Source organism: Rhodococcoides kyotonense (assembly GCF_900188125.1).
Lineage (GTDB): Bacteria > Actinomycetota > Actinomycetes > Mycobacteriales > Mycobacteriaceae > Rhodococcoides > Rhodococcoides kyotonense.
This window is the reverse complement of sequence record NZ_FZOW01000002.1, coordinates 21,202-47,856: the sequence shown is the minus strand read 5'-3', so window position 1 is coordinate 47,856 and position 26,655 is coordinate 21,202. Positions and strand designations below refer to the sequence as shown.

Sequence of the window (26,655 nt, the reverse complement as noted above, 5' to 3'; positions counted from 1 at the left end):
TCCCGATGAGGTGGACATACGTGAAGCAGATCGACGAAGCCTGGACGGCCTTCTACCCCGACTCCGTCCGCGCGGGAATGAACACGCCGTACCCCACGATGCGTGACGCATGGGACGCGCACGTCGCGACGCGTCCGACGGCCCCTGCCGTGCACTACTTCGGGGCAACCCTCACCTTCGCCGACATCGATGCGGCCGCGGAAGCCCTTGCATCGGGGCTGGTGGCAGAAGGACTCACACCGGGCGACCGCGTCGCGATCTACTTGCAGAACGACCCGCAGTGGCTGGTCGCGTTGCTCGCAGCATGGAAAGCGGGAGCGGTTCCTGCCGCGATCAACCCGATGCTGAGGGAGAAGGAACTCACCCACCACCTGCTCGATTCCGGTGCACGTGCGCTCATCTGCCTCGACAGCCTGTACGACGACGTCGTCGCCCCGGTCCGGCAGAAGACCGACCTCACGATCGTCGTCACGACTCACCCCCTCGACATGACGCCGACGGCACAGGTTCCCTCGTCCATCGCGTCGCACATCGGCGAGCGACGGACGTTCCCGGACGCGGTCGACTGGCTGGATCTGATCGCGAAACATTCTGGCGCGCGGTCTGTTTCAGTCCCGTGCACGCCCACGGACATCGGAGTATTGACCTATACGTCCGGAACGACCGGTCGCTCCAAGGGAGCGATGAACCTGCAGAGCTCCCTCGTCCACAGCTCGACGGTCTACACGTCGTGGTGGGACCTGCGTGCCGATCAGGACGTGATCATCGGCGTCGCACCGGTTTTCCACATCACCGGGCTCGTCGCGGGATTCGGAATCCACATCGTGAGCGGTGCACCGATCGTGCTCCTGCATCGCTTCGACGCCGAGGAGACGCTGCGTGCGATCGACACGTGGCGTGGCACGTTCATGATCGGTGCCAGTACAGCGTTCATCGCGTTGAGCAATCATCCGGCGAAGGACAAGTTCGATCTGACGTCGCTGACGAAGACACCGTCCGGCGGAGCAGCCGTCGGGCCCGCGCTCGTCGACCGAGTACGGGACGCCACCGGATGGATCCTCCGCGGCGCCTACGGCATGACCGAGACCACCTCCCCCACACACCTCGGTCCCGTCGACGTCGACCCGCCTGTCGACCCCGACAGTGGCGCTCTCGCCGTTGGGGTTCCGGTTCCCGGCGCACAGGTCCGGATCGTGGACATCGCCGACGGCCACGACGTGAAACCCGGTGAGGCAGGCGAGATCGTCGTCTCCGGCCCGATGGTGGTGCCCGGGTACTGGCAGTTGCCCGACGAGTCCGCGCATGCCATTCGCGACGGCTGGCTGCACACCGGGGACATCGGCAAGACGACGTCGGACGGGTGGCTGTTCGTCGTCGACCGACTCAAGGACATGATCAATGCCGGTGGCTACAAGGTCTTTCCGCGTGACGTGGAGGATGTGCTCTATCAGCATCCTGCGGTCCGCGAGGCCTCTGTCATCGGCGTGCCCGACGAGTATCGCGGCGAAACCGTCAAGGCATTCGTGTCACTGACACGCGAGAAGACGGCCACGCCCGCCGAACTCGTCGACTTCTGCAAATCACGCATGGCCGCCTACAAGTACCCGCGCGAGGTCGTGATTCTCGACGAGCTACCCAAGACGACGAGCGGGAAGCTTCTGCGTCGCGAACTCCGCACCACGACACCGGAAGGCAGCAAATGACTGCGACGACGACCGACGAACTGGACGCTGTTCGCGTCCGACAGTGGTTGGAAGACAACGAAACCGGCGACGTCGGCGAACTCACCACTCGGTTGATCGCCGGCGGGCGTTCCAACCCGACGTACGAGATCGGTGACGGCAACCGGCAGTGGATACTCCGTCGGCCACCACAGGGACACGTCCTTCCGACCGCGCACGACATGGGTCGCGAGTATCGAGCATTGTCGTCGTTGCGGGACAGCGCCGTACCGGTGCCCAGAACCGTTGGTCTGTGCGAGGATTCGAGTGTCATCGGCGCGTCGTTCTACGTCATGGACAAGCTCGACGGAATCACGTTGCGCACGCAGGAGGACACCGCAGCGCTGACGCAGCAGCAACGCGCCGGACTCACCGAGTCGATGATCGACACACTCGTCGCACTGCATTCCATCGATCCTGCCGACGTCGGTCTGGCCGACTGGGGTAATCCCGACGGGTTTCTCGAGCGCCAGTTGCGCCGGTGGCAGCGGCAGTGGGACGCGTCGGCGACGTCCGAACGACCGGAGGTCGCCGAGATTCATCGTCGGCTGACTGCTGCCCTGCCGAGTCGGAGCTACCCGGGAATCGTGCACGGAGACTTCAAGATCGACAACATGATGGTCGACCGCAGCGATCCGACCCGCATACTGGGTGTACTCGACTGGGAGATGTCGACCCTCGGTGACACGTTGACCGACCTCGGGATCCTCTGCTCCTTCTGGGACCAGGAAGGCGAGTTCTTCAACCCCATCACCGCGGGAGCGACGGCACTGCCCGGCTTTCCCACTCGGGATCAATTGGTCGAACGATACGTCACCGCACGCGGAATCGACGTCCCGGACATCGACTGGTACCTGGTGTTCGCGGACTTCAAGATCGCCGTGATCCTCGAAGGGATCCATGCACGCCACCAGCAGGGACACACCGAGGGCGACGACTTCTCCACCGTCGGCGAGATGGTCGGTCCGCTGCTCGGCCGAGCGCTCGAACGCGCCTCCGCCTCTTCAGTTTCCGGACTTCGTTGATCAGTGAGGACTTTCCCGTGACACATTCCGTCAACACCACCGCCATGCCCAGCACGATCGACACCGCGTCGCTGGATCTACGGCCGTCGGCCAAGGCGTTGGAGCTTCGTGAGACGCTCGTCGACTTCATGCACTCCCACGTATTTCCGGCCGAGCACGACTACGAGAGCTACCGAGCGTCTGTTGCGCCCGGCGACAGCTCGCTGCCTCCCGTCGTCGAAGAGTTGAAGAAGGAAGCGCGCTCGCGGGGGCTGTGGAATCTGTTCTTGCCTGCGTATTCCGGTATCAGCCAACTCGATTACGCGGGCCTCGCCGAAATCACCGGGTGGAGTTTGCACCTCGCGCCCGAGGCGACCAACGGGCAAGCACCGGACACCGGCAACATGGAATTGCTGCACATGTTCGGCACCGACGAGCAGAAGGCCCGATGGCTGGAACCGTTGAAGGACGGTGTGATTCGCTCCGCGTTCTCGATGACGGAGGTCGAGGTCGCCAGCTCCGACGCCACCAACATCCAGACCCGCATCCGACGCGACGGTGACGAGTACGTCATCGACGGTCGCAAATGGTGGACCAGCGGGGCGTCGGATCCGCGCTGCGAACTGCTCATCGTCATGGGCAAGACCGACCCCGACGCTGCGACGCATCGGCAGCAGTCGATGATTCTCGTGCCCATCGACACTCCGGGCGTGACCGTCGTACGAGATGTTCCGGTGTTCGGTCGTCACGATCAGCACGGCCACTGCGAGGTGATCTACTCGGGTGTCCGGGTTCCGGTGAGCAACATCCTCGGCGAGGAGGGAGACGGATTCGCGCTGGCGCAGGCCCGTCTCGGCCCCGGCCGGATTCACCACTGCATGCGTGCTCTCGGTGCAGCCGAACGCGCTCTCGGACTGATGGTCGCCCGCGCGCAGTCGCGCGTTGCGTTCGGTAAGCCGCTCGCCGAGCAGGGCGTCGTGCAGCAGCAGATCGCCGAATCGCGCATCGCGATCGATCAGGCCAGACTGTTGTGCCAGTACGCGTCGAAGATCACCGACGTACACGGCAACAAGGCTGCGGCGCCGTACGTTTCGGCCGCCAAGGTGTCCGTGCCTCGGGTTGCCCTCGACGTCATCGACCGGGCCATCCAGGTCCACGGCGGCGCGGGCGTCAGCGACGACGTGCCTCTCGCCGCGATGTACGGCTGGCACCGGGCCATGCGCATCTTCGACGGCCCGGACGAAGTGCATATCCGCACGATCGCGAAATCCGAGCTCAGGCGCTAGCGCGCCATGTGCACGAAAATACATAGCGGGCTATGTATTTTCGTGCACATGGAGTTGTCCCCCAAGGTGGATCGTGATCGCCATCACATGTTCCTAACGTTGTCTTCGAGCCCGGCCAGGCCGGCCGGACCCGGAGACACACGAAGGAATGGCAATGACCGAGACACACGACGAAGTCGGTACCGGAACCAACTTGTTCACCGCGGGCACGGTCACGGGGACCGCGCGCTGGTTTCGCGAGACACAGGACGTACTGTCGATCGACGAGGACGACCTGGAAGACACCATCGCGTTCGTCGACAAAGGCGGAATGACCTTTCTGTCGCCGATTCTCCCCGACCTGCTGGCCATCGTCTGCTCTGCGGGTAGCCGCGAATCGCACCTTGCGATTCTGAGCCGCGAGTCCGCCGTTCCCTGTGTTCTCGCCGCATCGCTGACCGGAACGGTGTCCGACGGCGAAACCATCACGCTCGATCTGACGGACGCGGACACAGCCGTCATCGCACGGACCTCGACGGTGACCGCATGACCGCGGCAGCTTTTGCCCCGACCGATCTGGCGAGGCTGTACACGGATCCGAACTACGAGCCCACTCTCGACGAGTGGAATTGGCTCGTGCACAAGGGCGGCGCCGCGTACAAGAGCGAGCTGTCCGCGCGGACGGTGTTCGAGTCCGAGCTGTTCGGGATGAACACTTACATCTTGATGTCGATGATGGAGGACTACCTCCGCGTCCCCGATCGCATCAGAAAGATCACCGAGAAGCACACCGCAACGGAACTCGTTCGCAAAGAACTCTCGATCGGTACGAAGAAGAACTTCATCAACCTCGCCGCGATGCCGTTGCACTACATGACCGGTCGTGAGATCTTCGTCGATCTCGGCGAGAATTCACTCGAGCAGGGCCTCGACGACCAGCTGACAGTGTTGCGGTTCTGGCGCGAGGCCACCATCGCGATGCGCGAGGACGACGTCCTGTTTAACATGGACGCCGAACCGGCGGACAGCTCTCGCGTCGTGAATTCGTCCACGCTCGAGAGCATTCGAACCAAACTACATCCCGTCGACGACGCCATGCGTCTCAAGCTACGCAAGCTCGGCGCCCGCTTGACCGGCTACATGTTCCTCGAGAACTGCGATGCCCGAACCGCGGTGTGCGACACCGGGCCGTACCACCTCGGTGACGGTACCTTCCTGTTCCTGCGCGAACTGTGTGCGGACAAGTACGGCGAATTCCCGTGGCTCGACGGCATCCGCGAGGGATTGGCACACCACCAGTTCGTTCTCGCGTATCGCCTGCCCGATTCGGTGAAGATGGACAACAACGTCTGGGGCACAGCATGGTTCGACCCCAGCAATTACCTCGACGAAGTCATCGACGCGCGCGTGTTCGTCAGCGACGAGAACGGCCTGCGGCCTCTTCATGGTGACGAGGTCGACGCGGTCGAGAAGTCGGTTCGCGGTGCACATCGCGCCCTCTACTCGCGATTCGCCGACACCGATCCCGAGCAGCGCAACCTGTACGCGACGCAGATGTACAGCTGGAAGCTCAAGAGCTGGGCCCGTGTTGCAGGGTGCTACGACGACATCGACTGGGCTATCACCCCGCGAATCGTCGATTCCTACGACAAATTCAGCGACCCGGCCGTCGCACTCGGCCTCATCGGGGGCATCTTCGTCCCTCCGGACCGCGACAGCTGTTTCCGCCCCATCGGTGTCGGCGCGTAGCGAAAGCAGGAACACAATGAGTTCGATAACCGACACGGCTGTAGCCGGGTCAGGAGTACCGTCGTACCGATTCGAATCGACGACAGGAGTCATCCGACGGTTCGTCTCCCCGCAGGATGTCATTGCCTCGCTCGACGAGGACGTGGAATCGATGGTGGCACTGGTTCATTCGGGTGGCACGACATTCCTGTCCCCGATCCTCGGGCGGCTCGCGGGAATCATCGCCTGCGACGGGACACTGCGATCCCACCTCGCAATCGTCTCCCGCGAGTTCGAGGTTCCATGTCTCGTCGGCGCCGTCGTCGACCCTGGACTGAGTGACGGGGCGACGGTGCGGCTCGACTACGTCGACGGAGATCGAGCGACGGTGACCGTCGAAGCCGAGCCCGACAGGGTCGACGTCGAGACAGCCGTCGACCAGTGGTGGGAGTACATTCGGCGGGTCGGCGACGACATCGCAGTCAAGGATTTCGACGTCGTGGTGACCGAGGAGGTCCTCGACGCGTTGATCGCCGAACCGTTGACCGACGCGCATCTCGACGACCTGGTGCAGCACATGGGCAGAACATTCAAGCCGGAAATGACGCGGAGGTCCGGCTTCACGTCGGAGTTGTTCCCGATGATGCCGTACATGTCGATGTCCACGATCGACGACTTCCACACCTACGCCACGCGAATCCGCACGATCGACGCGACCATGTCCGCCCAGGAGATCGGACGACGGCTACGCGGACAGGCTGGTGTCGCAAGCCCTCTATGGACGTGGATGGCCGGCTACCACTACCTCACGGGACGGCAGAACCTGATCCAGATGGGCGTGGTCGCGCCCACCGATCGAACCGACGACATCCGAACCGTCGTCGACTTCTGGCGCAGGCTCACGCTCGCTCAACGCGGTGACGGAACGCTCGACAACAAGGACGCGGGATTCACCAACCGGTATCTGCCCGACGACGAAGTGGCATCGCTACTCGGGCACGTCACTCCCCTGCAGGCCGCGGAAAAGAAGGCATTCAAGCGCCTGAACGCGACCGTCACCGGCTATCTGTTCCTGCACTTCACCGATTCTCGCGTCGGTATCTACGACTCGGGCCCTTATCCAGTCGGCAACGGGCAGGTTGCGATCGTCCGAGACCTCCTCTGTCTTCGACCCAGCGCGTTCGCGTACCCATGGGCCGAAGGGTTGCACAGCCCATACTCGGCGCTCTCCCTGGTGTTGACCTTCGATCCGGCATCGTTCGACTCGTTCGAGATCAACGATTGGGGAACGACGTTCACCGAACCGGACCAGCTGCTGTCGGAGGTGACGACCGTAGGCGTTGTCGGGCATACGGAGTCGGGAGAACGGGTGAATCTCGCGCCGGACGACTGGCCAGCGCTGTCTGCGGACATCAGCCGGATTCACGGTGAGCTGTATCAGCGATTCGCCGACATGACTCGTGAGGAGCGAATCTTCGCGGCCACCACCATGTACAGCTGGGGACTCAAGCCCTTCGCCGCACTCGCGGGCGTCGTCGACGACATCGATTGGTCCATATCCCCGGACACGCTCGCGCTCTATCCCGGTCCTCTCGGCGACGACGAAAAGGCCGGAGTCATTTTCGGTTCCGCCGTTGTCGCGAACGATATGCCAGGTTCCTTTTCACCAGTCTTGTAAGGAGATTTCTTCGATGCGTCAATCCATGCAAAAGCTCCTCCCTGCCGACGAACTGCTGCACCATCAGACAGCCCAGACGTTCGCGACGGTCTCGGAGTCGGATATCTCGTGGACCGAGAAGATCTGGTCGCCGATGTTCGCGATAGACGGTTCCGTCCAGATCGACTGTGGTCTCGGCAAATACCACAACCGCAACGTGATGGACATGTTCGCTGGAATATCACGCGGAACCGAGCAGATCACCGTACGTGCGAGCCGCGTCCTCGACGACGACCTCGAGCGCGTGGGCGCGGGGCCGTTCGACTACGAGGTCGTCGAGCCTCTGAAGAAGGTCCGGTTCGTACTGCAGAAGAACGAGATTCAGCCGATCGAGTTCGACGTGACGTTGACTGCTGTCTTGCCGCCGTTCCTCGAAGCGAAGGACGCGCAGCGCGACAAACTCGGACTTCGTATGTGTTCCGAGGTGCTGCGTTATCACCAGTTGTGCACGGCGGAGGGCACTCTGAAGATCGACGGCCAGAAGATCGACGTCACGCCGGACAAATGGCTTGCGTACCGCGACCACTCGTGGGGTGTGCGTATGGATGTCGGCGAGCCTGCACCGGATGTGAAGAAAGACCAGCGGCTCGACGGCGACTTCAAGCTTCTGTGGACACCGATGTACTTCAAGCGTCCCGACGGCTCCCAGTACGAAATTCACTTCTACCTTCAGATGGAGGGCGAAACAACCACGTATTTCTCGGGATTCGTCAACGAGTCCGACGGTTCGCAACGCCCGCTCGTCGGTGTGCGCGACGACTTGAAGTTCGATCCGAAGAACCGTCGCTTGCTCGGCGGGTCCATCGAGTTCGACGCCGGGTGGGGTGAGACGCGACGGATCGAGATCGAGCCACTGAGCGACACCGGATTCCACCTGGGCGCCGGGCTCTACTTCGGATACAAGAATCAGCGGCACGGAATCTACGCGGGGCCTTCACATCTCGATGGCGAGAGGATCGCGGACGTCTCGACGCCCGAAGCCGTGCGGGAGGTTCATCAGTTGCGCGATCTACCCATTCGCACCCGTGAGGGTGACGCGGAGGGCTACGGCATTTTCGAGTCCATGGTGATCGGCGAACACCCGAAATACGGCCTGACACGGGAGGATTCGTTCCTCTGATGCACTGACGCGCCCGTGCGTGCATAGTTGGTCTCTACGCCAACTATGCACGCACGGGCCGCGCAGCGGCCCTAGGAACGCGCGAGAAGCGCCAGCTCCATTCGGGTTTGGCATCCCGTCGTCGCCAGGATGCGGCTGACGTATTTCTTGACGCTGTCTTCGGCGAGCGACAGCGTTGCTGCAATCTGAGCGTTGCTCAATCCCTCGGCGATGAGCTTGACGACGTCGCGCTGACGCTCGGTCAGATCGTGGAAGTCACCACGACACGACACGAACGGAATGTTCCGCGCAACAGCCGACAATTGCCGTGCAACCAGCCGTAGTGTGGCCAGCTCGACGGGCCCCAACTGCTTCTCGTCGCCGGTGAAGATTCCGATCAACCCGGTGTGCATGCCGTACAGGTCGACGCGCATGGCCGCCGCGGCTTCCACCGACCAGGTGCCGGTCAGGAAGTGGTGGATGTATGCGGACGCGGTCGACGGGACCGCCCCCATTGCGTGCACCTCATCGAGCGAAGCGACACCTCCCGTCTGCAGCATGCGCAGCGCGGTCGGGGTCCCGAACACGTCGTGGTGGGCCCACCGATCGTGGTACTCGGTCAGCATCGACTCCGTACGACCTGTCACGACGGGTGTGCGATCGACGAACGTCGTCTGAAAGGTCGGGCCGGCGAAGAACGAGACGTCGCGGAACCCGAAGACGACCGACAACGCGTCGACCACTTGTTCCTTGAAGTCCGACAGGCAGTTGGCCGAATCGCACCGTTCGAGCACAGCAAAAGCTCGACGGTAGTCGGCGTTCTTCAGGACAGCGCGGCGATCGGAAGAGGCGGCGGACCGCCGGATCGGATCAGGACTGTCCACCATCGTGGACTGTGACACATGGCACACGCTACATAGATTTTCACCAGTGAACAATCACCCGGTCGAGGAGGGAAACCCACCGACCGGCCCCAACTCACGTGCGAAGAGGTCCTCATGACAGACCCGACGATCACCACCCCGAAGTGGGGCGCTCAGGAACTGACTCCGCTACCCGGCCGCTACAACTCCGCCATTCGAGCTCTCGTCGCATCACGGATCCAGGAATCGAACCTTCCGTGGGCCGAGCTCGTTCTCGACGGCAGCCTGTTCACCATCGACGACGCCGTCGCGGTCGAGAAGGACGCTCTCGACTCCGGTTACCGATTCGAATTCTCCGCGACGGCATCCTTGACCTCCGAGCCCGAGAAGTACAAGGCAAGCGCGAAGGTCCAGCCCTCAGAGCAGGACACAGGCGAGCTCGTCGACGGCCGCAGGCTCGTCGGTTCCGGTGACAACGTGATCCGCAAGGCGGCGCCGATCAGCGGCCCGGTGGCTCTGGTGTCCGACGTCGAGCAGGTCATGAACTTCCTGGTCGACGGTGTGCCTGCGGGAACCATCGCCGTCATCGACGACTCCGGCGGCACGCTCACCGCACCGATCCTGGAAGGTTTCGCCGGGATCATCTGCCTCGGCGGCACGGTGCGCTCGCACCTCGGCATTCTGGCACGGGAGTACGACGTCCCGACGCTCATGAACTGCAAGATCGGACCACTGACCGACGGCGACGTCGTCGAGATCGAAATCACCGCTGCGCCACCGGGACCCGATGCCTACGAAACGGGCGACACCGGCCATGCACGCATCTGGAAGCTCGAAGGAGATCACTGAACATGGCCACTGCCCGCTACGACTACCGCGATCTGCTCGAAACCAACAGCTACATCAGGAATCTCAGCGATACGACCTACTGGCTGTGCATCACGCGCACAGTGCAGGAGTCGAAGTTGTTTCCGATGAATCCATACATGCTGCTGTCGTATCTGAACAGCTTCTACCGCCTCCCGACACTGCTACGCGAGATCGACGCGGCAACCCCTGCCGAGGAACTCGGCGACCGCGCACGCGAGGTCAGCCTGAAGGTCGACACCGTCAACGCCGCGTGGGGAATGCCTGCGTTCTACCTGCTCGGCCGGGAGATGTTGATGAACTGGGGTCTGCTGCGGCCCGAGGACGCGACCCAGGACGTCGTCGACGTCGTCGATTTTTCCCGTCGTTTCGCGCTGTCCTATCACCGCAACGACGGCCACATCACCAACAAGGAATTCGGCGATCGCAGCCAGTTCTTGCCCGAGCGGACGCTCCAAGTTATCGAAGCCGATCTGCACGGAGTCACCGCAGGTGATCGACTGCACGACGCAACCGTCAAGCTCCTCGCCCAGCTGTCGCAATACGCGTTCCTCGCCCATTGCGAATGTCGAATCGGGATTCACAACAGCGGTCCGTACAACTTCGGCGACGGCCGTCAGATGATCATGCGCGACTTCTTCGACCTCACCGAGGGTGATTACCCGTGGCTCGACGGCATCGCCACCGCCCTTCCGCTGAACAACCTCAGCATCTCACTGGTGTTCAAGGACACCAACTTCAACTTGATGGACGACTGGGCGTCGTTCGAGGCAGAACCGACGTACGCCGCGTCGAACATCGTCGCGGTGGGTCTGTACACGGCGGACGCGCTGACCGACGGCTATCGGCCTGTCGGCATGGAGAGTTCCGAGGCCCTTGCCGAGACGATGGAGAGCTACCGGACAATCCTCAACGAGGCGACTGCAGATCTGTGGAAGCGCATCGCAACCTGGTCGAGAGAACAGATGATCGATGCCGGTGCGCTCGTTTACTCCTCCGTCGGAAAGGATTTCGCGCATCTCGCCGGGACCTACCGTCAGGACGATTGGTTCGAACTGGACGACCGCGCACAGCGGTTCAAGCCACTGATGAACGACGAGTACGCCCGTGACGGCCTCGGCGAGATGGTCGGACTGCTCAGCCTGCCGCACCAGAAGGCGAACGAATATCAGATGGCGCGGTATTCCGGACTGAATCAGCACATGATGACGGGCATCCCGTACGACGCGTTGCGCAACCCCGAGCGATTCGCCTTGACCGTCGGAGATCGGTCGACGTTCTCGGGATCATCGACCATCGAGCCCAAAACCGGACTGTGGGTCACCAGTGCGGGCCGACTGGAGATCGACGACTACAACGCTCGCGCAGCAGGTTTCACACCCCGCACCGTGCAGGAGCCGTTCCGCTACCTGGACGAAGAATGGGTGAAGCGGAACTGGCACACACCCGAGGCCGACGAGCTGTATTCCATCGGCCAGGAGACGTCACGCACCATCGCCGGTCGCGGCGCCGGCCTGCGTCGAGCTGACCTGTCCTGACTCCCATGTGTACGGAAATACATAGCCCTCTATGTATTCCCGTACACATGCGGCGCAGCCGCACTATCTGAGGAGAAAACATGCAGATCGGAGATCTGATCCGACGAGCCGGACGCCAGTTCGGCGACGCACCAGCGATCATCACCGATTCTCGAACGGTGAGTTTCGCCGAATTCGACAGTGCCACCGATCGTCTCGGAAACGCACTGCTCGCGCTGGGGCTCGTTCCCGGGGACCGCGTCGCCATCGCGATGCCCAACGAGATCGACGGCGTCGTCGTCTACTACGCGTTGGCAAAGTCCGGCCTGGTTCGAGTGCCACTGAACGTGCGCGAGACCGCGGCCGAACACAGTTACAAGATCGACGACTCACAGTCCCGCGGTTATGTTTTCAGCGGTGAACCGGCGACGGATGTCGAAGTCATGATCAGGGCCGAGGATCTGCCAAGGTTGATCACCGAGGCATCCGAAATGCCGTGCGATGTGCGACGTGGCCCCGACGAGCCACTCCGACTCGCCTACACCGGAGGCACGACGGGCAAGCCGAAGGCTGTCGTTTTGACTACCGCCAGCGAGCTCGCCGAGGTCGCGAATTTCCTCGTCGACCTGGTCCCGAACCTGAGCCCTGAATCGGTGATGCTGCACGCGGCGCCGATCACACACGGCAGCGGCGCGTTCTTCCTGCCGCACCTCGTCAAGGGAGCGCCCAGCGTCGTACTGGAGAAGTTCACGCCTGCAGACTTTCTCGCCGCGGCCGAGAAGTACAAGGCCACCAACACGTTCATGGTGCCGACGATGATCTCGATGCTGCTCGAACATCCCGACATCGCGACTGCCGAGCTACACCTCGAGCGGCTCTGCTGGGGCGGTGCGCCGATGGCGACGACGCTTCTGCAGCGCGGAATCGACACTCTCGGGCCAATTTTCGCGCAGCTGTACGGTCAGGCCGAAGCTCCACTGGCCATCACGTGCCTGCAACCGTGGGAGCACACCCCCGAGCGGCTCGCATCGGCCGGCAAGCCGTACACGTTCGTAGAAGTGGATATCAGAGACACCGAAAACCGGTCGCTCCCACCTGACAGCGTCGGCGAGGTCGTGACGCGTGGGCCGCACACGATGCGCGAGTACTGGCGTCGGCCGGAAGCCACTGCCGAGACGAAAGATTCCGACGGCTGGTTGCACACAGGCGATCTCGGCCGGATGAACTCCGACGGATTCCTGTATCTGATGGACCGCAGGCACGACGTCATCATCAGCGGAGGATTCAACGTCTATCCCCGCGAGGTCGAGGACGTATTGCTCGCGCATCCCGCGGTACTCGAAGCAGCGGTCGTCGGAATCGCCGATGACCATTGGGGAGAACGAGTTTCGGCCGCGGTCGTGGTACGCGCCGCCGTCACCGCCGAGGAATTGAGCGAACACTGTGCCACCCACCTGGCCGGATTCAAACGGCCGAGGCACATCGAATTCTGGGAGACGTTGCCCACCAGCCCCGTCGGCAAGTCCCTCCGTCGCGAAGTCCGCGACCGCATGAGCATCGAGAAGGAACCCACCAATGTCTGATTCGTATCTGTTGACACTGCATTCGCTCACGCTGAAACAACTGTCCGACGTCGACGGTCTCGTCGCGATCTTCGGACTCGATCCCGACGACGTGAAGAACGCGCTAGAGACCGCGGTTACAGAGAAGGCCGTCATGGCTGCACGTGACAAGTACATGATCACACCCACCGGACGCGCGGCTCTCGACGACGCCTACCCGGCCTGGTTCGCACACGAGCGTGACAGTGCCGAAATTCATTCTGCGATGGACTCTTTCGAATCCGGCGTCAACAAGCAGGTCCTGTCGCTGACTACCGCATGGCAGACCGTCGAGATCGCAGGCGAGCGCCAGCAGAACGACCACTCCGACACCGACTACGACGCCAAGATCATCGACAAGCTCGGCGCTGTTCTCGACCGCACCGCAGCAGTTCTCGCGCCGTTGACGGCGGCTCAACCGTCGGTGGACCGATTCCTGAGCCGCATCGCCGACGCTCTCACCCGTGCAGAGGACGGCGAGCTCGACTACGTCAGTTCCGTCCGCATCGACTCGTTCCACACTGTCTGGTTTCAGATGCACGAGCACATCCTGCGTATCACCGGCCGCGAGCGGGACGAATGAGCACCGCGGAGACGACGACGGCAACTCGCTGGATCGTCGTACCCGACGGGCAGTCGGCCGAACCGGATCGAGCACTCGTCGGCGGCAAGGCGTGGAGTCTGTGGCGGATGGCATCGCTCGGTCTGACGGTTCCGCCTGCGTTCGTCGTCACGACCGACGCGTGCCGCGCGTATTTCGACGGCGGAAAAACGCTGCCTGACGGCTTGATCGAGGAATTGCGTTCCGGCATAGCAGGACTGGAGCATAAGCTCGGCCGGACCTTCGGGGGCAGCGAGAACCCGCTTCTGGTCTCGGTCCGCTCGGGTGCCGCAGTCAGCATGCCCGGCATGATGGACACGATCCTCAACCTCGGTTTCACCGACGACGTCGAGGGGGCCCTCGCCGCGGAGACCGGATCACCCGAGTTCGCCGCCGAGGTCAATCGCCGTTTCCACGCGTTCTACGGGCAACTCGTTCTGGGATGCGTCGACGATCTCGAAACCCACGAGTCCGCGGCAGCCGTACGGAACGCCATCCGCTCCGAGACCGGCGCCGACGTTCCCCAGGCCCCTTGGCAGCAGCTCGAATGTGCCGTCGCGTCGGTCTTCGAGTCGTCGCGCACCCGCCGCGCCATCGCCTACCGCAAGCACCACGGCATCCCGCAGGACCTGGGTACCGCAGTGACCATTCAGGCGATGGTGTTCGGCAATGTCGACGACGACTCGGGCACCGGAGTCCTGTTCAGCCGCAACCCGTTGTCGGGTGCGAGTGAGGTCTACGGCGAATACTTGCCGCGCGGTCAGGGCGAGGACGTCGTCAGCGGCCGTGTCACTCCTGAACCTCTCGACGGACTGGCTCGACGCTCACCGTCCGTACATGACGAACTACTCAGTGCCGCTCGACAACTCGATGCCGACGGTCGCGACGCTCAGGACATCGAGTTCACCGTTCAGCACGGCACGCTGTACATGCTGCAATCGCGGCCGGCGAAGCGCACGGCGCGCGCGGCAGTGCGTATCGCCGTCGAACTCGTCGACGAGGGCGTGCTGACACCACGCGAGGCGCTCCGACGCGTCGCACCCGCGCAGGTAGCGACGGTTCTGCGTCCCGTCGTGGATCCCGACGCGGCGGCGTCGGCCACGCTGATCGCGTCCGGAACTTCCGCGTGCCCCGGCGTCGCGAGTGGTCTGGCGGTTGCGACGCCCGAAGAAGCCGAGCAGATTCCGAACGCCGTGCTCGTGCGTCAGAACACGAGTCCCGAGGACGTGCACGGCATGATCGCGGCGGTCGCCGTCGTCACCGAGACGGGTGGCGCGACGTCCCACGCGGCGGTCGTCAGTCGCGCCCTCGACACCCCCTGCGTGGTCGGATGCGCCGACGCCGTGGCCGACCTCGTCGGCAAGACCGTCACGGTCGACGCAGTCTCCGGGCACATCTACGCCGACGAACTCCCGACGGTGGCTGTGGACGAGGCGAACGACTGCGACCTGCAACGCCTCCTCGCATGGGCCACCGAGTTCGCACCGATCACCGTCGTCGCCGACGACGCGGACGCACCCCAGCCGCTGTTCGACCCATCTGCGACCGGGGACTTCGACCCCGACGCGATGCCTACCGTGCCGCCCGGCACGGCGTCCGTCGCCGGCGCGATCTTCAGCCGCCCCGACGCACTGCGCGCTGCGCTCGACGCAGGCATCACCACCGTGGTCGCGCCACGAGCACTTCCCGTACTGCTCGCTGCGATCGCCCTTCAGGAGGAATCACGATGACCGAGAACACGGCAGTTCCCACCGAGGTCACGATCCGCGAACTCACCGAGCTCGTGCGGGAGTTCACCGACTCCGGCTGGGCGAGTCTCGAACTCGACATCCGCGGCACCCGGCTGGTGCTCGGCCGGGACGGAGTGCCGTCCGGTGCGGCTGACGCCACCCGTGAGCGGAAAGTTGGTCCAGAGACGGACTCCGCACGCACAGGTGGCGAACCCGCCCGTGAGCGGACAGTTACAGCGGAGACCAGCCATGCACGCACAGGCAACGAAGTTGCAGTGAATTCGCCCGTCGTCGGGTCGTTCTGGACCGCACCGAGCCCGGGCGAGGCGCCGTTCGTCACGGTTGGACAGCACATCGACGAGGGCCAGCAGCTCGGCATCGTCGAAGTCATGAAGCTGATGAGCAACGTGTCGTCGCCGGTGGCTGGAACTGTTGTCGCGATCGAGGCGCAGAACGGGGACATGGTCGAGTACGACCAGGTTCTCTTCCTGATAGATCCAGACGATGAGTGACGTCGAGTACCGGCCGATCAAGCGGGTCTTCGTCGCCAACAGAGGCGAGATCGCGGTACGCGTCATCCGCTCGTGCCGCGACCTCGGCATCGAAACGGTCCTCGCGGTGTCGACGGCAGACCGCGATTCCGTGCCCGCACGGCTCGCCGACCGCACCGTCTGCATCGGACCGCCCGCCGCGAGGGCCAGCTACTTGAACATGCCGTCGCTGATAGCCGCTGCCCTCGGAAGCGGGTGCGACGCACTGCACCCGGGATACGGATTTCTGTCCGAGAACCCGGAGTTCGCGCAGCTGTGCGTGGACAACGGTCTGACGTTCGTCGGGCCGAGTCCCCACGTCGTCGCCGAGGCGGGAGACAAGGCCCGGGCACGCGAGATAGCCCGCAGCGCAGGTATTCCGGTACTGACCGGGTCGCCCATCGTCACCGACGTCGACGCTGCATCCCACGCCGCTGCGGACATCGGCTACCCCGTCCTCATCAAGGCGTCGGCAGGTGGAGGCGGGCGGGGGATGTCCGTCGTCGAGAACGACGCCGAACTGCGCGCTCGATTCTCGGCGGCAGGCTCGGAAGCCCAGTCGGCGTTCGGTGACGGATCGCTGTTCGTCGAGAAGTACATCCGACGGGCCCGGCACATCGAGGTGCAGGTTCTCGGTGATCGACATGGCGCCGTAGTCCAGTTGGGCGAACGAGACTGCACGCTGCAACGACGACACCAGAAGGTGATCGAGGAGAGTCCGGCACCCGGCCTGTCCGCCGACACCCGTTCCCGCATCCGCTCATCAGGCCTCGCGTTCGCCCAGGCCATCGGACTGGACAGCGCGGGCACCGTCGAATTCATCTACGACGCCGATACCGGCGACTACGCATTTCTCGAGTTCAACGCCCGGATCCAGGTCGAACATCCGGTGACCGAGTGCGTGACGGGAACCGATCTCGTCCGCCAGCAGCTGAGGTCGGCGCAAGGAGACCGGCTCGAGTTCGGCCAGGACGACGTCACCACCACGGGCCACGCGATAGAGGTTCGCATCACGAGCGAGTCTCCGAAGGACGGGTTTCTCCCGCGCACAGGCACATTGACGAAGTGGCACATTCCCGACATGGACGGAATCCGCGTCGACAGTCAAGCCGAGGAAGGCTACGTCGTCGGCCCGTACTACGACTCACTGCTCGCCAAGGTCGTCGCCTACGGTACGGACCGCGACGACGCCATCGCGAAGATGCTGTCGGTATTGGACGCACTGAAAGTTACGGGTGTTCCTACGACGGCCGAGTTCGCGCGATTCGCTCTCGACCACAACGACTTTCGATCCGCCGGCGTCAGCACCAACTGGATCGCAGACACCGGACTACCCGAATTCCTGGAGACATCATGACCAGTTTCATCGACTGCGCACCGACGCTCCCCGACGGTTCACGCCGCAAAATTCAGATCGTCGACCAGACTCTGCGCGACGGCCCGCAGAGCTGGTGGGGCATGCGAATGCGTCGGGATATGGGCCTACCCATCGCAGATCATCTCGACCGCACCGGTTTCCACACGATCGATCTGGTAGGAAGTTCGATCTTCGAGGTCCTCGTGCGGCACTGTAAGGAGGATCCGTGGGATCAGCTGATCTCACTGTCGAAGGCCATGCCGCGCACCACTGTTCGTGCCGGAACTCGAAGCAACGGCATCGTCACGTTCGGCTTGACCGCGGACAGTGTGATGGATCTCTGGGTTCAGCGATTGGTGGCGCACGGCATCGGCAGCTTCTGGATCTACGACGGCCTGTTCAACCTGGACAAGATCGGCCGGCTCGTCAAGACCGTTCAAGCCGAAGGCGCACAGGCGATTCCATGCATTCTGTACGCCGACAGCCCATATCACACCGATGACTACTACGCATCGCGTACACGGGAACTCGTCGGTCTCGGCGCCGACGGTATCGAACTGGAGGACGCGGCGGGCCTGCTCACCCCCGACCGCACCAGAAGCCTGGTGAACGCCATCAAGACCGCAGCGGGCGAACTTCCCGTCGAGGTGCACTTCCACAGCAACAACGCGATGGCGCCGATCAACTATCTGGAAGCCGCACTCGCAGGCGCGGACCGCGTGCACACCGCGAGTCGGACACTCGCCGCGGGCGTTTCGCTGCCGTCGACCGAGGTGACGTACTCGAACCTGAAGTATGCCGGCTTCGACGTCCAGCTCGACGAATCGCAGTTCTCCCCGGTCGAACAGCACCTGCAACGCGTCGCCGAATACGAGGGCCTGCCCGTCGGCACGCCGGCCGAGTTCAACCTGTTCCTGTACCGGCACCAGCTGCCCGGAGGTATGACCGGCACGTTCAAGGCGCAGCTCGCCGAACGTGGCATGGCCGACCGCTTCGAGGAGGTTCTGGACGAGATGTCCGTCGTGCGAACCGAACTCGGCTATCCGGTGATGGCGACTCCGTTCTCGCAACTCGTCGGGACGCAGGCAGTGCTGAATGTGGTTACGGGTAAACGATATTCGGTCATTCCCGACGAAGTACTGATGTACGTCAACGGTCATTATGGCGACGCCGTCGCACCGATGGATCAGAACATCGTCGACGTCATCCAGGACTCACCGAAGGCCAAGAGTTACAGCGACTGGGTTCCGGCACAACCGTCGCTCGACGAGTTACGGAAACGCTTCGGCAACGTCGACGACGACGAACTCATCCTGCGTCTCCTGGTTCCCGGCAACGAGATCGACATCATGCGCAACACCCCGAAGCGCAACCGCGACTTCTCGGCGTCGAGCAGGGAAATGAAGCACGTACGCGAGCTGGTGAACGCCGCAACCGGCGCGTATCTGCACCTCAGCTCACCTGATTTCAGTCTCACACTGCAGGGGGATCACTGATGACCATCCCCGTCGACGGGCGTATCACCAAACGGCGCCCCGGAGCTGTCAAAGGTGGTCTCGCCGTCGCCGACAGCAGGCCAGTCTTTCGTGACGGCCGGGTGCACGGATTGCGCTGCACGGTGTGCCGAAACCCGTCGGCGCAGCGGGATCTGCCATGGTGCCCGGTATGTCGGGGATCTCTGGCCCCGGACACCTTTTCCCCGTCGGGCAGATTGTGGGCCTCGACCCTCGTCGCGATTCCCGTCGGAAACAGAACGCCGCCGTTCGCTCTCGGCTACATCGATCTCGACGACGGACCCCGAGTCCTTGCGCATCTCGCAGAGCCGACGTCCTTACCGATCGACACGCGTGTGACGGTGACCGGCCTCGAATTCGGAGATCTCGTCGCGGAGGTGGACTCGTGAGCGCCGATCGAGACGTCGCAGTCCTCGGCGTCGGAACGTCGTCGTACGGCGCATTCCAGGACTGTCGCGTCGAATCCCTGGCGTGGGAGGCCGTCACCGAAGCGATAGGCGACGCCGAGATCGACCCACTGGACATCGATGCCATCATCGTCGGGACGGTATTCGGCCCGCCGGGAGTGGCAACGCGTATCCAGCGCGGGCTCGGGCTTCCGGGAATCCCGATGTGGACCATCGAAAATGCCTGCGCCAGCGGCACAGCGGCCTACCACGAGGCCGTCGAAGCAGTCCGATTCGGACGGTTCGAGTGTGTCCTGGTACTCGGAGTCGATCAGATGTCCACGTTGTTCACCGGAGCCATTGTTCCCGAAGCGACGGATCCGGAAGGTGCTGCATCGCTTCCACTTCCGGGCCTGTACGCGCTGCAGGCTCAGCGCTACATCGGCGAGTTCGGCGTGACTCCGGAACAGTTGGCGGCTGTGGCCGTGAAGAACAAGACCAACGGTCTGGACAATCCGCGAGCGCATCTCCGGAGGGGAGCGCCGACGATCGAGGAGGTGTTGAACTCCCGTGCGATCGCCGAACCACTGACGTTCCTTCAATGCTGCCCGACGACCGACGGAGCCGGGGCTGCGGTGGTCGGGGGACCACGCGTCGGCAAGAGGGACGTCACCGTCCTGTCCTCGGCTATGGTGTCCGGTGCACTGTGGGATTACGGCTCACCGCATGTATGGGGCTTCGATTGTGTCGCCCGGGCGTCGCGCAAAGCTTTTGCCGTGGCAGGCATTTCGGCGAGAGATATCGACGTCATGGAAGTCCACGACGCCTTCACGATCGGCGAGATCACGACGCTCGAAGCGCTCGGCGTCGCCGAACTGGGCATGGGTGCGGAGATGGCGCCGACGGGATACACCGCACGCACCGGACCGCAACCCGTCAATCCGAGTGGCGGGCTGCTCTCGCGCGGTCATCCTTTGGGCGCCACGGGTACAGCACAATTGGCCGAAATCGTATGGCAGCTTCGTGGCGAAGCGGGTCCTCGTCAGGTCCGTAAGCACGACATCGGGGTCGTCGAGACCATGGGCGGCGGCGCGGCAGGTATGGACGGAAATGCTTGCGTGGTCAGCGTGTTAGGGCGCTAGCGCGCCATGTGCACGAAAATACATAGCGGGCTACGTATTTTCGTGCACATGCGCCGAAGGCGCCTACTCAGAAATAGGCGAAATCCGACATCCGAATCACCGGGACGACCCGGTCCCCCTGGCGCACGACGGTGGCGTCGTGCGCCAGTGCGATGTCCGACGGCTCCATCGCGGTGAATACCGCAGGCCCACCGACCAATTCGGCGATGAGGTCCGGACGCGTCGGCCGGCGGCCGTCGGCCAGGACAGGCACGAGATGGCCAGGCCGCGTGAATTCTCCCGCAGTCGCTGCGGGCCTCGCGAGTGCCCGGGCCGTGGCAGCACGATCGAATCCCGAAATACCGGTCGTCGTCCCGTGCGACACGTCCACCGACACACGGGGGTTGCCGATGTAGAACGAACTTCGCTGCGACCACTCGACAGGCGGGAGATCCAGACGTTCGCAGGTCTCCTCGTCGACGGTGACGCAGACGAATCCCGATCCGAAACGAATCAGATGGGCCATGGAGGACACGTCGACGGTCCGTGCATCCACCACGAGGTCGCATCCTGTGCCCCGCAGGTCGTCGACCACGACGATCGGTGCACCCTGGGACAGCGCCACATGCGCACGTCGACGCGCGGAGTCGAATCGAGTCGGCCTGAAAAGCTGTGTCGCGACGCTCATGTCACACCGTGATTCCGATCTTGGACCAGAACGCCTCGAAGCTCGACGGCACCATGTCCGTCCCACGCACGACCTTGCCGTCGACGAACCGGTGCGTCATCACCATCGTGATGTCCAGTTCGTCGTCGCCGAGCTTGCGGTAGGCGCGAATGTTCGCGGTCACCAGTTCGTCACCGACGACCTCGACGCTGACGACCTCGTTGGCCGATGCGTCGAGCTTGGCGAGAACGCCGAACGCCTCGAGGAACTCACCCTTGGTGTACAACCGCAGATCGCCCTCCAACGTGAAACCTGCCCACGTCAGATCGTCCGAGTAGAGCGCGACGAGCGGTCCGGGGTCGCCTGCGTCGGCTGCCGCGAACGCTGCCTTCAACGCTTCTGCATTCTGCTGGCTCATGGAAACTCCTTCTCGTACGTTGCTGTGGTCCGTATCACTCTGACGTCCACCACGCCCGTACAGAACCGGTCTACTACGTGGTTCACCACGGGTGCACGAAACTGCAGATCAGCACCACTCTCGAACGCGAAGAACCGGAAAGATGACCGAACTTGACCCCTCGACGTTGACAACCGTCGACCAGGTAGGCCACAGTGACGTACGTCTCAACTTCACGCAGGCAATCGGCCGTAGTGACGCGAAACAGGGAGGCACCATGAACGCCGACGAATGGCGTGAAATCCATGCTCTTCGATCGGCGGGCGTTCCCATCAAAGGAATCGCGCAGCGGTTGTCGATGTCCCGGAACACCGTCCGGCGCGCTCTGTCACTCGAGGCCGCACCCGACGACCGACGTAGCATTCGCCGCGCCGCCGACGACGGCATCGACGCCTCGATTCGGGACACGCTCGCCGGCGCACCGGACCTGGGCGTCGGAGAAATCGGTCGCCGTGTCGGATGGGAGGGGTCACGAACCACATTGACCCGACGCGTCGAGACAGCCAGACGGCAACTCACCGAACTTGCCGACGCACCGGTGGAGTCGGAACCTGGTGCATCACTGCCGAATTACGCGACCGAATTCGTCGGTCGCGACTCCGAACTGCGCACACTACAGCTTCTGATCGGCACCGAGCGGCTGATCACACTCAACGGTCCCGGCGGAATGGGCAAGACGCGCTTGGCAGTTCAGGCCGCCAACCGGTTTCGACGAGCATTCGCCGACGGGGTCCGCGTCGTCGAACTCGGATCACTTCACATGCCCGAGCTACTCCCCCAGGCAGTGGCCGATGCGCTGGGATTGTCTTCTCGCGGTCTGCAGAGCACGACCACCGAGCACACTCTGGTGGACTATCTGGGAAACCGACGCATGTTGCTCGTGCTGGACAACTGCGAACATCTGCTCGACGCCAGTGCCCGACTCATCTCGGTGCTTCTCCGCGGGACGACGCAGCTGCACATCATCGCGACCAGCAGAGAGGTTCTCGGCATTCCCGAGGAACATCGACTGGCGCTGCATCCGATGCCCACTCACACCGATTCCAAGCGCAGCTCGGCGCCGGGCGCGGTGGAGCTGTTCGCGTCCAGAGCCGCCGCCATACTTCCCACCTTCACCGTCACCCCTACCAATCGCGATGCGGTGGAACGCGTCTGCGCGCGCCTGGACGGAATGCCGCTCGCGATCGAACTGGCATGCACGCGTTTGAGCGTTCTGTCGATAGACCAGTTGGCCGCCCGGTTGGACCACCGTCTCGATCTGCTCACCGAAGGCAACAGAACCGGTCCGACGCGTCACCGCAGCCTCCAGGCCACCATGGACTGGAGCTACGAACTATGCACGAGGGAACAGCAACTGTTGTGGGCACGGACGTCGGTGTTCGTCGGGGGATTCGACCTCGACATGGCCGAGGCAGTGTGCGCAGGCAGCGGCATCTCGAATCACGGCATCTTGGACGGCGTGTTCGCACTGGTCGCGAAATCGATCCTCCAGCGTGTGGAAGAGAACGGCCAGGTGCGGTTCCGAATGCTCGAGACTCTGCGCGAGTACGGCGTCGCGCAATTGTCCGCCGCCGAGACCCATACCCTGCTGAATCGCCATTTCACCTGGTGCGCAGATGTTCTGCGATGCGCAGCCGACAACTGGTTCGGACCGGATCAACGGGTCACCAGCTCGCGTATCCGCGACAACCGCGCCGACATCCGATTCGCTCTCGAACGAGCACTGCGGTCCCCCGATTCCGAGCAAGCACGACGCGGTGCGGATCTCATCGCGGATGTCTGGTTCCTGTGGGCGTGTGGAATCTCGGTCACCGAACACCGTCTGTGGCTCGATCGTGTTCTCGCGGAACCGGAATTCGCCGACGTCCGGGACCGAGCCTCGGCAACAGCAGGATTGGTCATGACGCTGCAGGGCGATCGCGATGCCGCCGATGCGGTGCTGCGCCGCGCACTGGGCTCACAGTCCGACGACCCACTGGTGCAGGCCTTCTCCACCCACGTTCTGGGCTTGAACGAGTTCTTCGACGGCCGCTTCGACACCGCGATCGGATACCTCACCGAGTCACAGACCCTCTATCAGCACATACCCGATCGTGTCGATCTGTTGTGCACCATGAAGATTCACCTCGGGATGGTGTACAGCTTCACCGGTAATCTAGGCGGCGCCCATGACGCGTTCGATTCGGTACGACTGCTCGCCGAGAACAACGGAGAGATCTGGCTTCGCTCGTACGCCGTGTACGGCCTCGGATTGGTGGAACTGGTAGCCGAAAACTACAGCACAGCAGCGTCGTTCGCCGTGAAGGCGCTCGATCTTCACCAAGCGTTCGACGACGTCGTCGGCACAACCCTGATGACCGATCTGCTCGCGTGGGCAGAGGCCGAATCCGGCTCACCCGACCGCGCTGCGGTCCTGCTCGGGGCCGCGTCGGCGATGTGGGGTTCGTTCGGTGAGCAGCTCTACGGATCGGGGCACTGGATCGACAAACGGGAAGTCTTCACCGAGCGCGCCCGCATCGCACTGGGCACACGCGTGTTCGAAGCCTGTCGCGCGTCGGGTTCGGCCATGTCCGTCGGCGAGCTCACCCGATACGCGCTCGGCGAGGACTCCCCCGCATCGACGACGACCGAGTCCACGACCACGGTGTCGCTGTCGCCGCGCGAGCAGGAAGTCGCAGAGATGCTCGCAGACGGTTTGTCCAACAAGGACATCGCCGCAAAACTGGTTCTGTCACCGCGCACCATCGAAGGCCACGTCGAGCACGTTCTCCAGAAGCTCGGCATGAGCCGGCGGCAGGAAGTCGCTGCATATTTCCAGACCGCCGGCCCAAGTCGATGAACGCTAGACCTTGCTGAGTGCCCCAGCGTCGATCGGGAGCGCGATACCCGTGACGTAGCGGGCCGCATCCGACGCCAGCCAGACGACACCGTTGCTGATGTCGACGGCGTCCACCCACGGGACCGGCAGTGTGTTCATCGCACCCTGGCAGGCCTCACGGAAGTCGTCCTGGGTGGGATGTTCGAGATCAGGACGGAAGAGCTTGTACATCGGTTCGTTGTCGATCATGTCCGTCAGCACCGACGTCGGATGGATCGAATTGCAGCGAATACTGTACTGGCCCAACTCGTTCGATGCGGTGCGAGCCAGTCCTGTGACGCCGTGCTTCGCGGCGACGTAGTGCGCGAAGTTCGGGAAGCCCTGGATTCCACCGGTCGAGGAGATCAGAATGATCGATCCACCCTCACCCTGCTGAATCAGGTGCGGCACGGTGGCGCGCATCGTCTTCCAGACACCCGAGAGATTGATGTCGATCATCTCGTCCCACTGGTCCTCGCTCAATTCGTGCAGCGGAGCGGACGAAAAGATACCCGCATTCGCGACGACGGTATCGAGCCGCCCCAGTTCCGCAATTCCCTCGGACACTGCGGCTTCCAGCTCTCCGAGATTGCGCACATCCGCGACGACGGCGTGTGCCCGCCGGTCGAACTTCTCGATCTCACGGACCGTCTGATCGAGATCTTCACGGGTCGATCCCTTGTACTTCGTCGTCTCCGGCTTGCTGCAGAGATCGACGGCAATGACGTCGGCGCCTTCCTCGGCGAGACGGACTGCATGCGAACGGCCCTGTCCGCGTGCGGCTCCGGTGACGAGGGCTACTTTGCCTTCGAGCTGTCCCATATTCGAACCTTTCCCTGATTACTTGTCGTACGACGGAACGATGGCTTTGGCCGCGTCGACCAGACTGATCTGATCGACGAGCATGTGCTGTGTAGCGACCGCGATGTCTCGACTGCATCGGCCGAGCGCACTGGGGTTTCGAATCGCTTGGCTGCCTGCCCAGCGGTGAGCGAATTCGACGATCTCCCCGGCGACTTCCTGCACCCAGGTGGTCACCTGACGCAGGCGGGCGCGCTGCTCGTCGGTGATCTCCTCGCCCCGTCGAGCGGTCTCCTCTGCGTCACCGTGGGCTTGGTAGACGTACGCGCGGGCGGCCTGCAGCAACGCTTCCTTCTTCGCGAAATCACGCAGGAACAACTGAGATTCGCCGACGGGACCGTCGTACCCCGGGCGCTGCTTCTTCGATCCGATCTTCACGACTTCTTCGAGTGCGCGCGTGGCGATTCCGAGCGCGACGGGAGCGTGACCGCCCACTCCGATACCGAGCAGACCCAGCTTGTAGACGGGTTCGGGTCGTACCGGCACCGTGGAGAACGTCTCCATCGTGAACGTGTCGGGTACGAAGACGTCCTCGACGAGGTAGTCGTAGCTTCCGGTGCCGACCATGCCCATCACGTTCCAGTTGCCGAGGAACTCGACGTCGGTACGGGGAACGAAGGCGATGCGGCAATCCGGACCGCCGTTCGCGTCGAGCACGGGGTTGCCTGCGTCGTCGTGGACGACGAATCCTGCACCGATCCACGACGCGTGGGCGGAACCGCTACCGAATTGGAACCGGCCGGTGACGCGGTAGCCGCCGTCGACGCGAATTCCCTTGCCGGTAGGCATGATCATGCCGGCCGTGATGCCGCGGGACGGGCCGTCGAACATCTCGCGGGCGCCGGTGTCGTTCATGAATCCGACTGCGACACCCGTGCTGAACGCGTTGGCCATCAGGGCCCAGCCGGTGGAACCGTCGGCGCGGGAGATCTCTTCGATGACCTTCAGGGATTCGACGATTCCCTTTCCGCCACCACCGAATTCGGACGGTACAAGGAGCCAGAACAATTCCTGCTCGACGAGTGCTTCGTAGACTGCGGTCGTGATGGTCGCGCCGGCTTCGATGCTGTCCGCTTCGCGTTCGACGACCTGTGCGACGGTCCGCGCGCGTTCGACGTAGTCGGTGGACAGAGTGGAGGCGATCGGGGCCTCGATGGTGTCGGTCATTGCTTCCCGCTTCCTGGTGTGCAGC

At 63.4% G+C, this 26,655-nt stretch carries 23 protein-coding genes; 18 read left to right on the top strand and 5 right to left on the bottom strand.

The annotated features are described in order from the left end of the window. Positions 1–77: 77 nt before the first annotated feature. The 7 genes from CHB96_RS03060 (at position 78) to CHB96_RS03030 (ending at position 8,555) form a co-directional block, all read left to right on the top strand. Positions 78–1,703, top strand: a complete 1,626-nt coding sequence (locus CHB96_RS03060; protein WP_371828983.1) for a class I adenylate-forming enzyme family protein — start codon at positions 78–80, stop codon at positions 1,701–1,703. Continuing rightward, positions 1,700–2,746, top strand: a complete 1,047-nt coding sequence (locus CHB96_RS03055; protein WP_089243137.1) for a phosphotransferase family protein — start codon at positions 1,700–1,702, stop codon at positions 2,744–2,746. Before CHB96_RS03060 ends, CHB96_RS03055 begins: the two co-directional genes overlap by 4 nt. A 44-nt stretch (positions 2,747–2,790) precedes the next feature. Next, a complete protein-coding gene (locus CHB96_RS03050; protein WP_089243809.1) occupies positions 2,791–4,011 on the top strand; it encodes an acyl-CoA dehydrogenase family protein in 1,221 nt (406 codons plus the stop codon). Between the two features lie 154 nt (positions 4,012–4,165). Beyond that, positions 4,166–4,540 (top strand): PEP-utilizing enzyme, encoded by a 375-nt coding sequence (locus CHB96_RS03045; protein WP_089243136.1) that lies wholly within the window; start codon positions 4,166–4,168, stop codon positions 4,538–4,540. Beyond that, on the top strand, positions 4,537–5,739 hold the full coding sequence (locus CHB96_RS03040; RefSeq protein WP_089243135.1) for a hypothetical protein: 1,203 nt from the start codon (positions 4,537–4,539) through the stop codon (positions 5,737–5,739). The genes CHB96_RS03045 and CHB96_RS03040 overlap by 4 nt, the downstream gene beginning before the upstream one ends. 16 nt (positions 5,740–5,755) lie before the next feature. Beyond that, positions 5,756–7,396, top strand: coding sequence for a PEP-utilizing enzyme (locus CHB96_RS03035; protein ID WP_089243134.1), 1,641 nt, complete (start codon positions 5,756–5,758; stop codon positions 7,394–7,396). Positions 7,397–7,409: 13 nt separating this feature from the next. Further along, positions 7,410–8,555 carry an Rv3169 family protein gene (locus CHB96_RS03030; protein WP_245865187.1) on the top strand — a complete coding sequence of 382 codons (1,146 nt, stop codon included), beginning with the start codon at positions 7,410–7,412 and terminating at the stop codon, positions 8,553–8,555. Positions 8,556–8,626: 71 nt separating this feature from the next. Here CHB96_RS03030 and CHB96_RS03025 read toward each other — a convergent pair whose 3' ends face one another. Next, positions 8,627–9,436: a response regulator transcription factor gene (locus CHB96_RS03025; protein WP_245865185.1), complete on the bottom strand. Its 810-nt coding sequence runs from the start codon at positions 9,434–9,436 to the stop codon at positions 8,627–8,629. Positions 9,437–9,532: 96 nt separating this feature from the next. Here CHB96_RS03025 and CHB96_RS03020 point away from each other — a divergent pair, with 96 nt between their 5' ends. The 10 genes from CHB96_RS03020 (at position 9,533) to CHB96_RS02975 (ending at position 20,642) form a co-directional block, all read left to right on the top strand. Continuing rightward, positions 9,533–10,246: a PEP-utilizing enzyme gene (locus CHB96_RS03020; protein ID WP_089243131.1), complete on the top strand. Its 714-nt coding sequence runs from the start codon at positions 9,533–9,535 to the stop codon at positions 10,244–10,246. A gap of 2 nt (positions 10,247–10,248) precedes the next feature. Continuing rightward, the gene (locus tag CHB96_RS03015) at positions 10,249–11,802 is read left to right on the top strand and encodes a hypothetical protein (protein ID WP_089243130.1); all 1,554 of its coding nucleotides are present in this window, start codon (positions 10,249–10,251) and stop codon (positions 11,800–11,802) included. Positions 11,803–11,882: 80 nt separating this feature from the next. Beyond that, positions 11,883–13,364 carry an AMP-binding protein gene (locus CHB96_RS03010; protein WP_089243129.1) on the top strand — a complete coding sequence of 494 codons (1,482 nt, stop codon included), beginning with the start codon at positions 11,883–11,885 and terminating at the stop codon, positions 13,362–13,364. Continuing rightward, positions 13,357–13,965, top strand: a complete 609-nt coding sequence (locus CHB96_RS03005; RefSeq protein ID WP_089243128.1) for a hypothetical protein — start codon at positions 13,357–13,359, stop codon at positions 13,963–13,965. The genes CHB96_RS03010 and CHB96_RS03005 overlap by 8 nt, the downstream gene beginning before the upstream one ends. Next, positions 13,962–15,713: a pyruvate, phosphate dikinase gene (locus CHB96_RS03000; protein ID WP_089243127.1), complete on the top strand. Its 1,752-nt coding sequence runs from the start codon at positions 13,962–13,964 to the stop codon at positions 15,711–15,713. The genes CHB96_RS03005 and CHB96_RS03000 overlap by 4 nt, the downstream gene beginning before the upstream one ends. Then, positions 15,710–16,225: an acetyl-CoA carboxylase biotin carboxyl carrier protein gene (locus tag CHB96_RS02995; protein ID WP_089243126.1), complete on the top strand. Its 516-nt coding sequence runs from the start codon at positions 15,710–15,712 to the stop codon at positions 16,223–16,225. Before CHB96_RS03000 ends, CHB96_RS02995 begins: the two co-directional genes overlap by 4 nt. Beyond that, positions 16,218–17,600 carry an acetyl-CoA carboxylase biotin carboxylase subunit gene (locus CHB96_RS02990; RefSeq protein ID WP_089243125.1) on the top strand — a complete coding sequence of 461 codons (1,383 nt, stop codon included), beginning with the start codon at positions 16,218–16,220 and terminating at the stop codon, positions 17,598–17,600. The genes CHB96_RS02995 and CHB96_RS02990 overlap by 8 nt, the downstream gene beginning before the upstream one ends. Beyond that, positions 17,597–19,096 carry a hydroxymethylglutaryl-CoA lyase-like TIM-barrel protein gene (locus CHB96_RS02985; RefSeq protein ID WP_089243124.1) on the top strand — a complete coding sequence of 500 codons (1,500 nt, stop codon included), beginning with the start codon at positions 17,597–17,599 and terminating at the stop codon, positions 19,094–19,096. Before CHB96_RS02990 ends, CHB96_RS02985 begins: the two co-directional genes overlap by 4 nt. Further along, entirely contained in the window at positions 19,096–19,503 is a 408-nt protein-coding gene (locus CHB96_RS02980) for a Zn-ribbon domain-containing OB-fold protein (RefSeq protein ID WP_089243123.1), read from the top strand. Before CHB96_RS02985 ends, CHB96_RS02980 begins: the two co-directional genes overlap by 1 nt. Beyond that, the gene (locus tag CHB96_RS02975; protein WP_089243122.1) at positions 19,500–20,642 is read left to right on the top strand and encodes a thiolase family protein; all 1,143 of its coding nucleotides are present in this window, start codon (positions 19,500–19,502) and stop codon (positions 20,640–20,642) included. The genes CHB96_RS02980 and CHB96_RS02975 overlap by 4 nt, the downstream gene beginning before the upstream one ends. A 67-nt stretch (positions 20,643–20,709) precedes the next feature. On the opposite strand, the gene CHB96_RS02970 is transcribed toward CHB96_RS02975, so the two are convergent. After that, positions 20,710–21,309, bottom strand: a complete 600-nt coding sequence (locus CHB96_RS02970) for a 3,4-dihydroxy-2-butanone-4-phosphate synthase (RefSeq protein WP_089243121.1) — start codon at positions 21,307–21,309, stop codon at positions 20,710–20,712. A gap of 1 nt (position 21,310) precedes the next feature. Continuing rightward, positions 21,311–21,706: a nuclear transport factor 2-like protein gene (locus CHB96_RS02965; RefSeq protein WP_089243120.1), complete on the bottom strand. Its 396-nt coding sequence runs from the start codon at positions 21,704–21,706 to the stop codon at positions 21,311–21,313. Positions 21,707–21,848: 142 nt separating this feature from the next. On the opposite strand from CHB96_RS02965, the gene CHB96_RS02960 reads away from it, so the two are divergent. Further along, complete coding sequence (locus CHB96_RS02960) at positions 21,849–24,584, top strand: LuxR C-terminal-related transcriptional regulator (protein WP_245865183.1); 2,736 nt, start codon at positions 21,849–21,851, stop codon at positions 24,582–24,584. Between the two features lie 3 nt (positions 24,585–24,587). Here the strand turns inward: CHB96_RS02960 and CHB96_RS02955 are convergent, their stop codons facing one another. Next, the gene (locus CHB96_RS02955; protein WP_089243119.1) at positions 24,588–25,424 is read right to left on the bottom strand and encodes a mycofactocin-coupled SDR family oxidoreductase; all 837 of its coding nucleotides are present in this window, start codon (positions 25,422–25,424) and stop codon (positions 24,588–24,590) included. Between the two features lie 18 nt (positions 25,425–25,442). After that, entirely contained in the window at positions 25,443–26,630 is a 1,188-nt protein-coding gene (locus CHB96_RS02950) for an acyl-CoA dehydrogenase family protein (RefSeq protein ID WP_089243118.1), read from the bottom strand. Positions 26,631–26,655: the final 25 nt, after the last annotated feature.

Bases quoted from the DNA above. Each gene is read 5' to 3' on its own strand.
- CHB96_RS03060 (WP_371828983.1), top strand. From the start codon at position 78: ATGAACACGCCGTACCCCACGATGCGTGACGCATGGGACGCGCACGTC.
- CHB96_RS03055 (WP_089243137.1), top strand. From the start codon at position 1,700: ATGACTGCGACGACGACCGACGAACTGGACGCTGTTCGCGTCCGACAG.
- CHB96_RS03050 (WP_089243809.1), top strand. From the start codon at position 2,791: ATGCCCAGCACGATCGACACCGCGTCGCTGGATCTACGGCCGTCGGCC.
- CHB96_RS03045 (WP_089243136.1), top strand. From the start codon at position 4,166: ATGACCGAGACACACGACGAAGTCGGTACCGGAACCAACTTGTTCACC.
- CHB96_RS03040 (WP_089243135.1), top strand. From the start codon at position 4,537: ATGACCGCGGCAGCTTTTGCCCCGACCGATCTGGCGAGGCTGTACACG.
- CHB96_RS03035 (WP_089243134.1), top strand. From the start codon at position 5,756: ATGAGTTCGATAACCGACACGGCTGTAGCCGGGTCAGGAGTACCGTCG.
- CHB96_RS03030 (WP_245865187.1), top strand. From the start codon at position 7,410: ATGCGTCAATCCATGCAAAAGCTCCTCCCTGCCGACGAACTGCTGCAC.
- CHB96_RS03020 (WP_089243131.1), top strand. From the start codon at position 9,533: ATGACAGACCCGACGATCACCACCCCGAAGTGGGGCGCTCAGGAACTG.
- CHB96_RS03015 (WP_089243130.1), top strand. From the start codon at position 10,249: ATGGCCACTGCCCGCTACGACTACCGCGATCTGCTCGAAACCAACAGC.
- CHB96_RS03010 (WP_089243129.1), top strand. From the start codon at position 11,883: ATGCAGATCGGAGATCTGATCCGACGAGCCGGACGCCAGTTCGGCGAC.
- CHB96_RS03005 (WP_089243128.1), top strand. From the start codon at position 13,357: ATGTCTGATTCGTATCTGTTGACACTGCATTCGCTCACGCTGAAACAA.
- CHB96_RS03000 (WP_089243127.1), top strand. From the start codon at position 13,962: ATGAGCACCGCGGAGACGACGACGGCAACTCGCTGGATCGTCGTACCC.
- CHB96_RS02995 (WP_089243126.1), top strand. From the start codon at position 15,710: ATGACCGAGAACACGGCAGTTCCCACCGAGGTCACGATCCGCGAACTC.
- CHB96_RS02990 (WP_089243125.1), top strand. From the start codon at position 16,218: ATGAGTGACGTCGAGTACCGGCCGATCAAGCGGGTCTTCGTCGCCAAC.
- CHB96_RS02985 (WP_089243124.1), top strand. From the start codon at position 17,597: ATGACCAGTTTCATCGACTGCGCACCGACGCTCCCCGACGGTTCACGC.
- CHB96_RS02980 (WP_089243123.1), top strand. From the start codon at position 19,096: ATGACCATCCCCGTCGACGGGCGTATCACCAAACGGCGCCCCGGAGCT.
- CHB96_RS02970 (WP_089243121.1), bottom strand. From the start codon at position 21,309: ATGAGCGTCGCGACACAGCTTTTCAGGCCGACTCGATTCGACTCCGCG.
- CHB96_RS02965 (WP_089243120.1), bottom strand. From the start codon at position 21,706: ATGAGCCAGCAGAATGCAGAAGCGTTGAAGGCAGCGTTCGCGGCAGCC.
- CHB96_RS02960 (WP_245865183.1), top strand. From the start codon at position 21,849: ATGACCGAACTTGACCCCTCGACGTTGACAACCGTCGACCAGGTAGGC.
- CHB96_RS02955 (WP_089243119.1), bottom strand. From the start codon at position 25,424: ATGGGACAGCTCGAAGGCAAAGTAGCCCTCGTCACCGGAGCCGCACGC.
- CHB96_RS02950 (WP_089243118.1), bottom strand. From the start codon at position 26,630: ATGACCGACACCATCGAGGCCCCGATCGCCTCCACTCTGTCCACCGAC.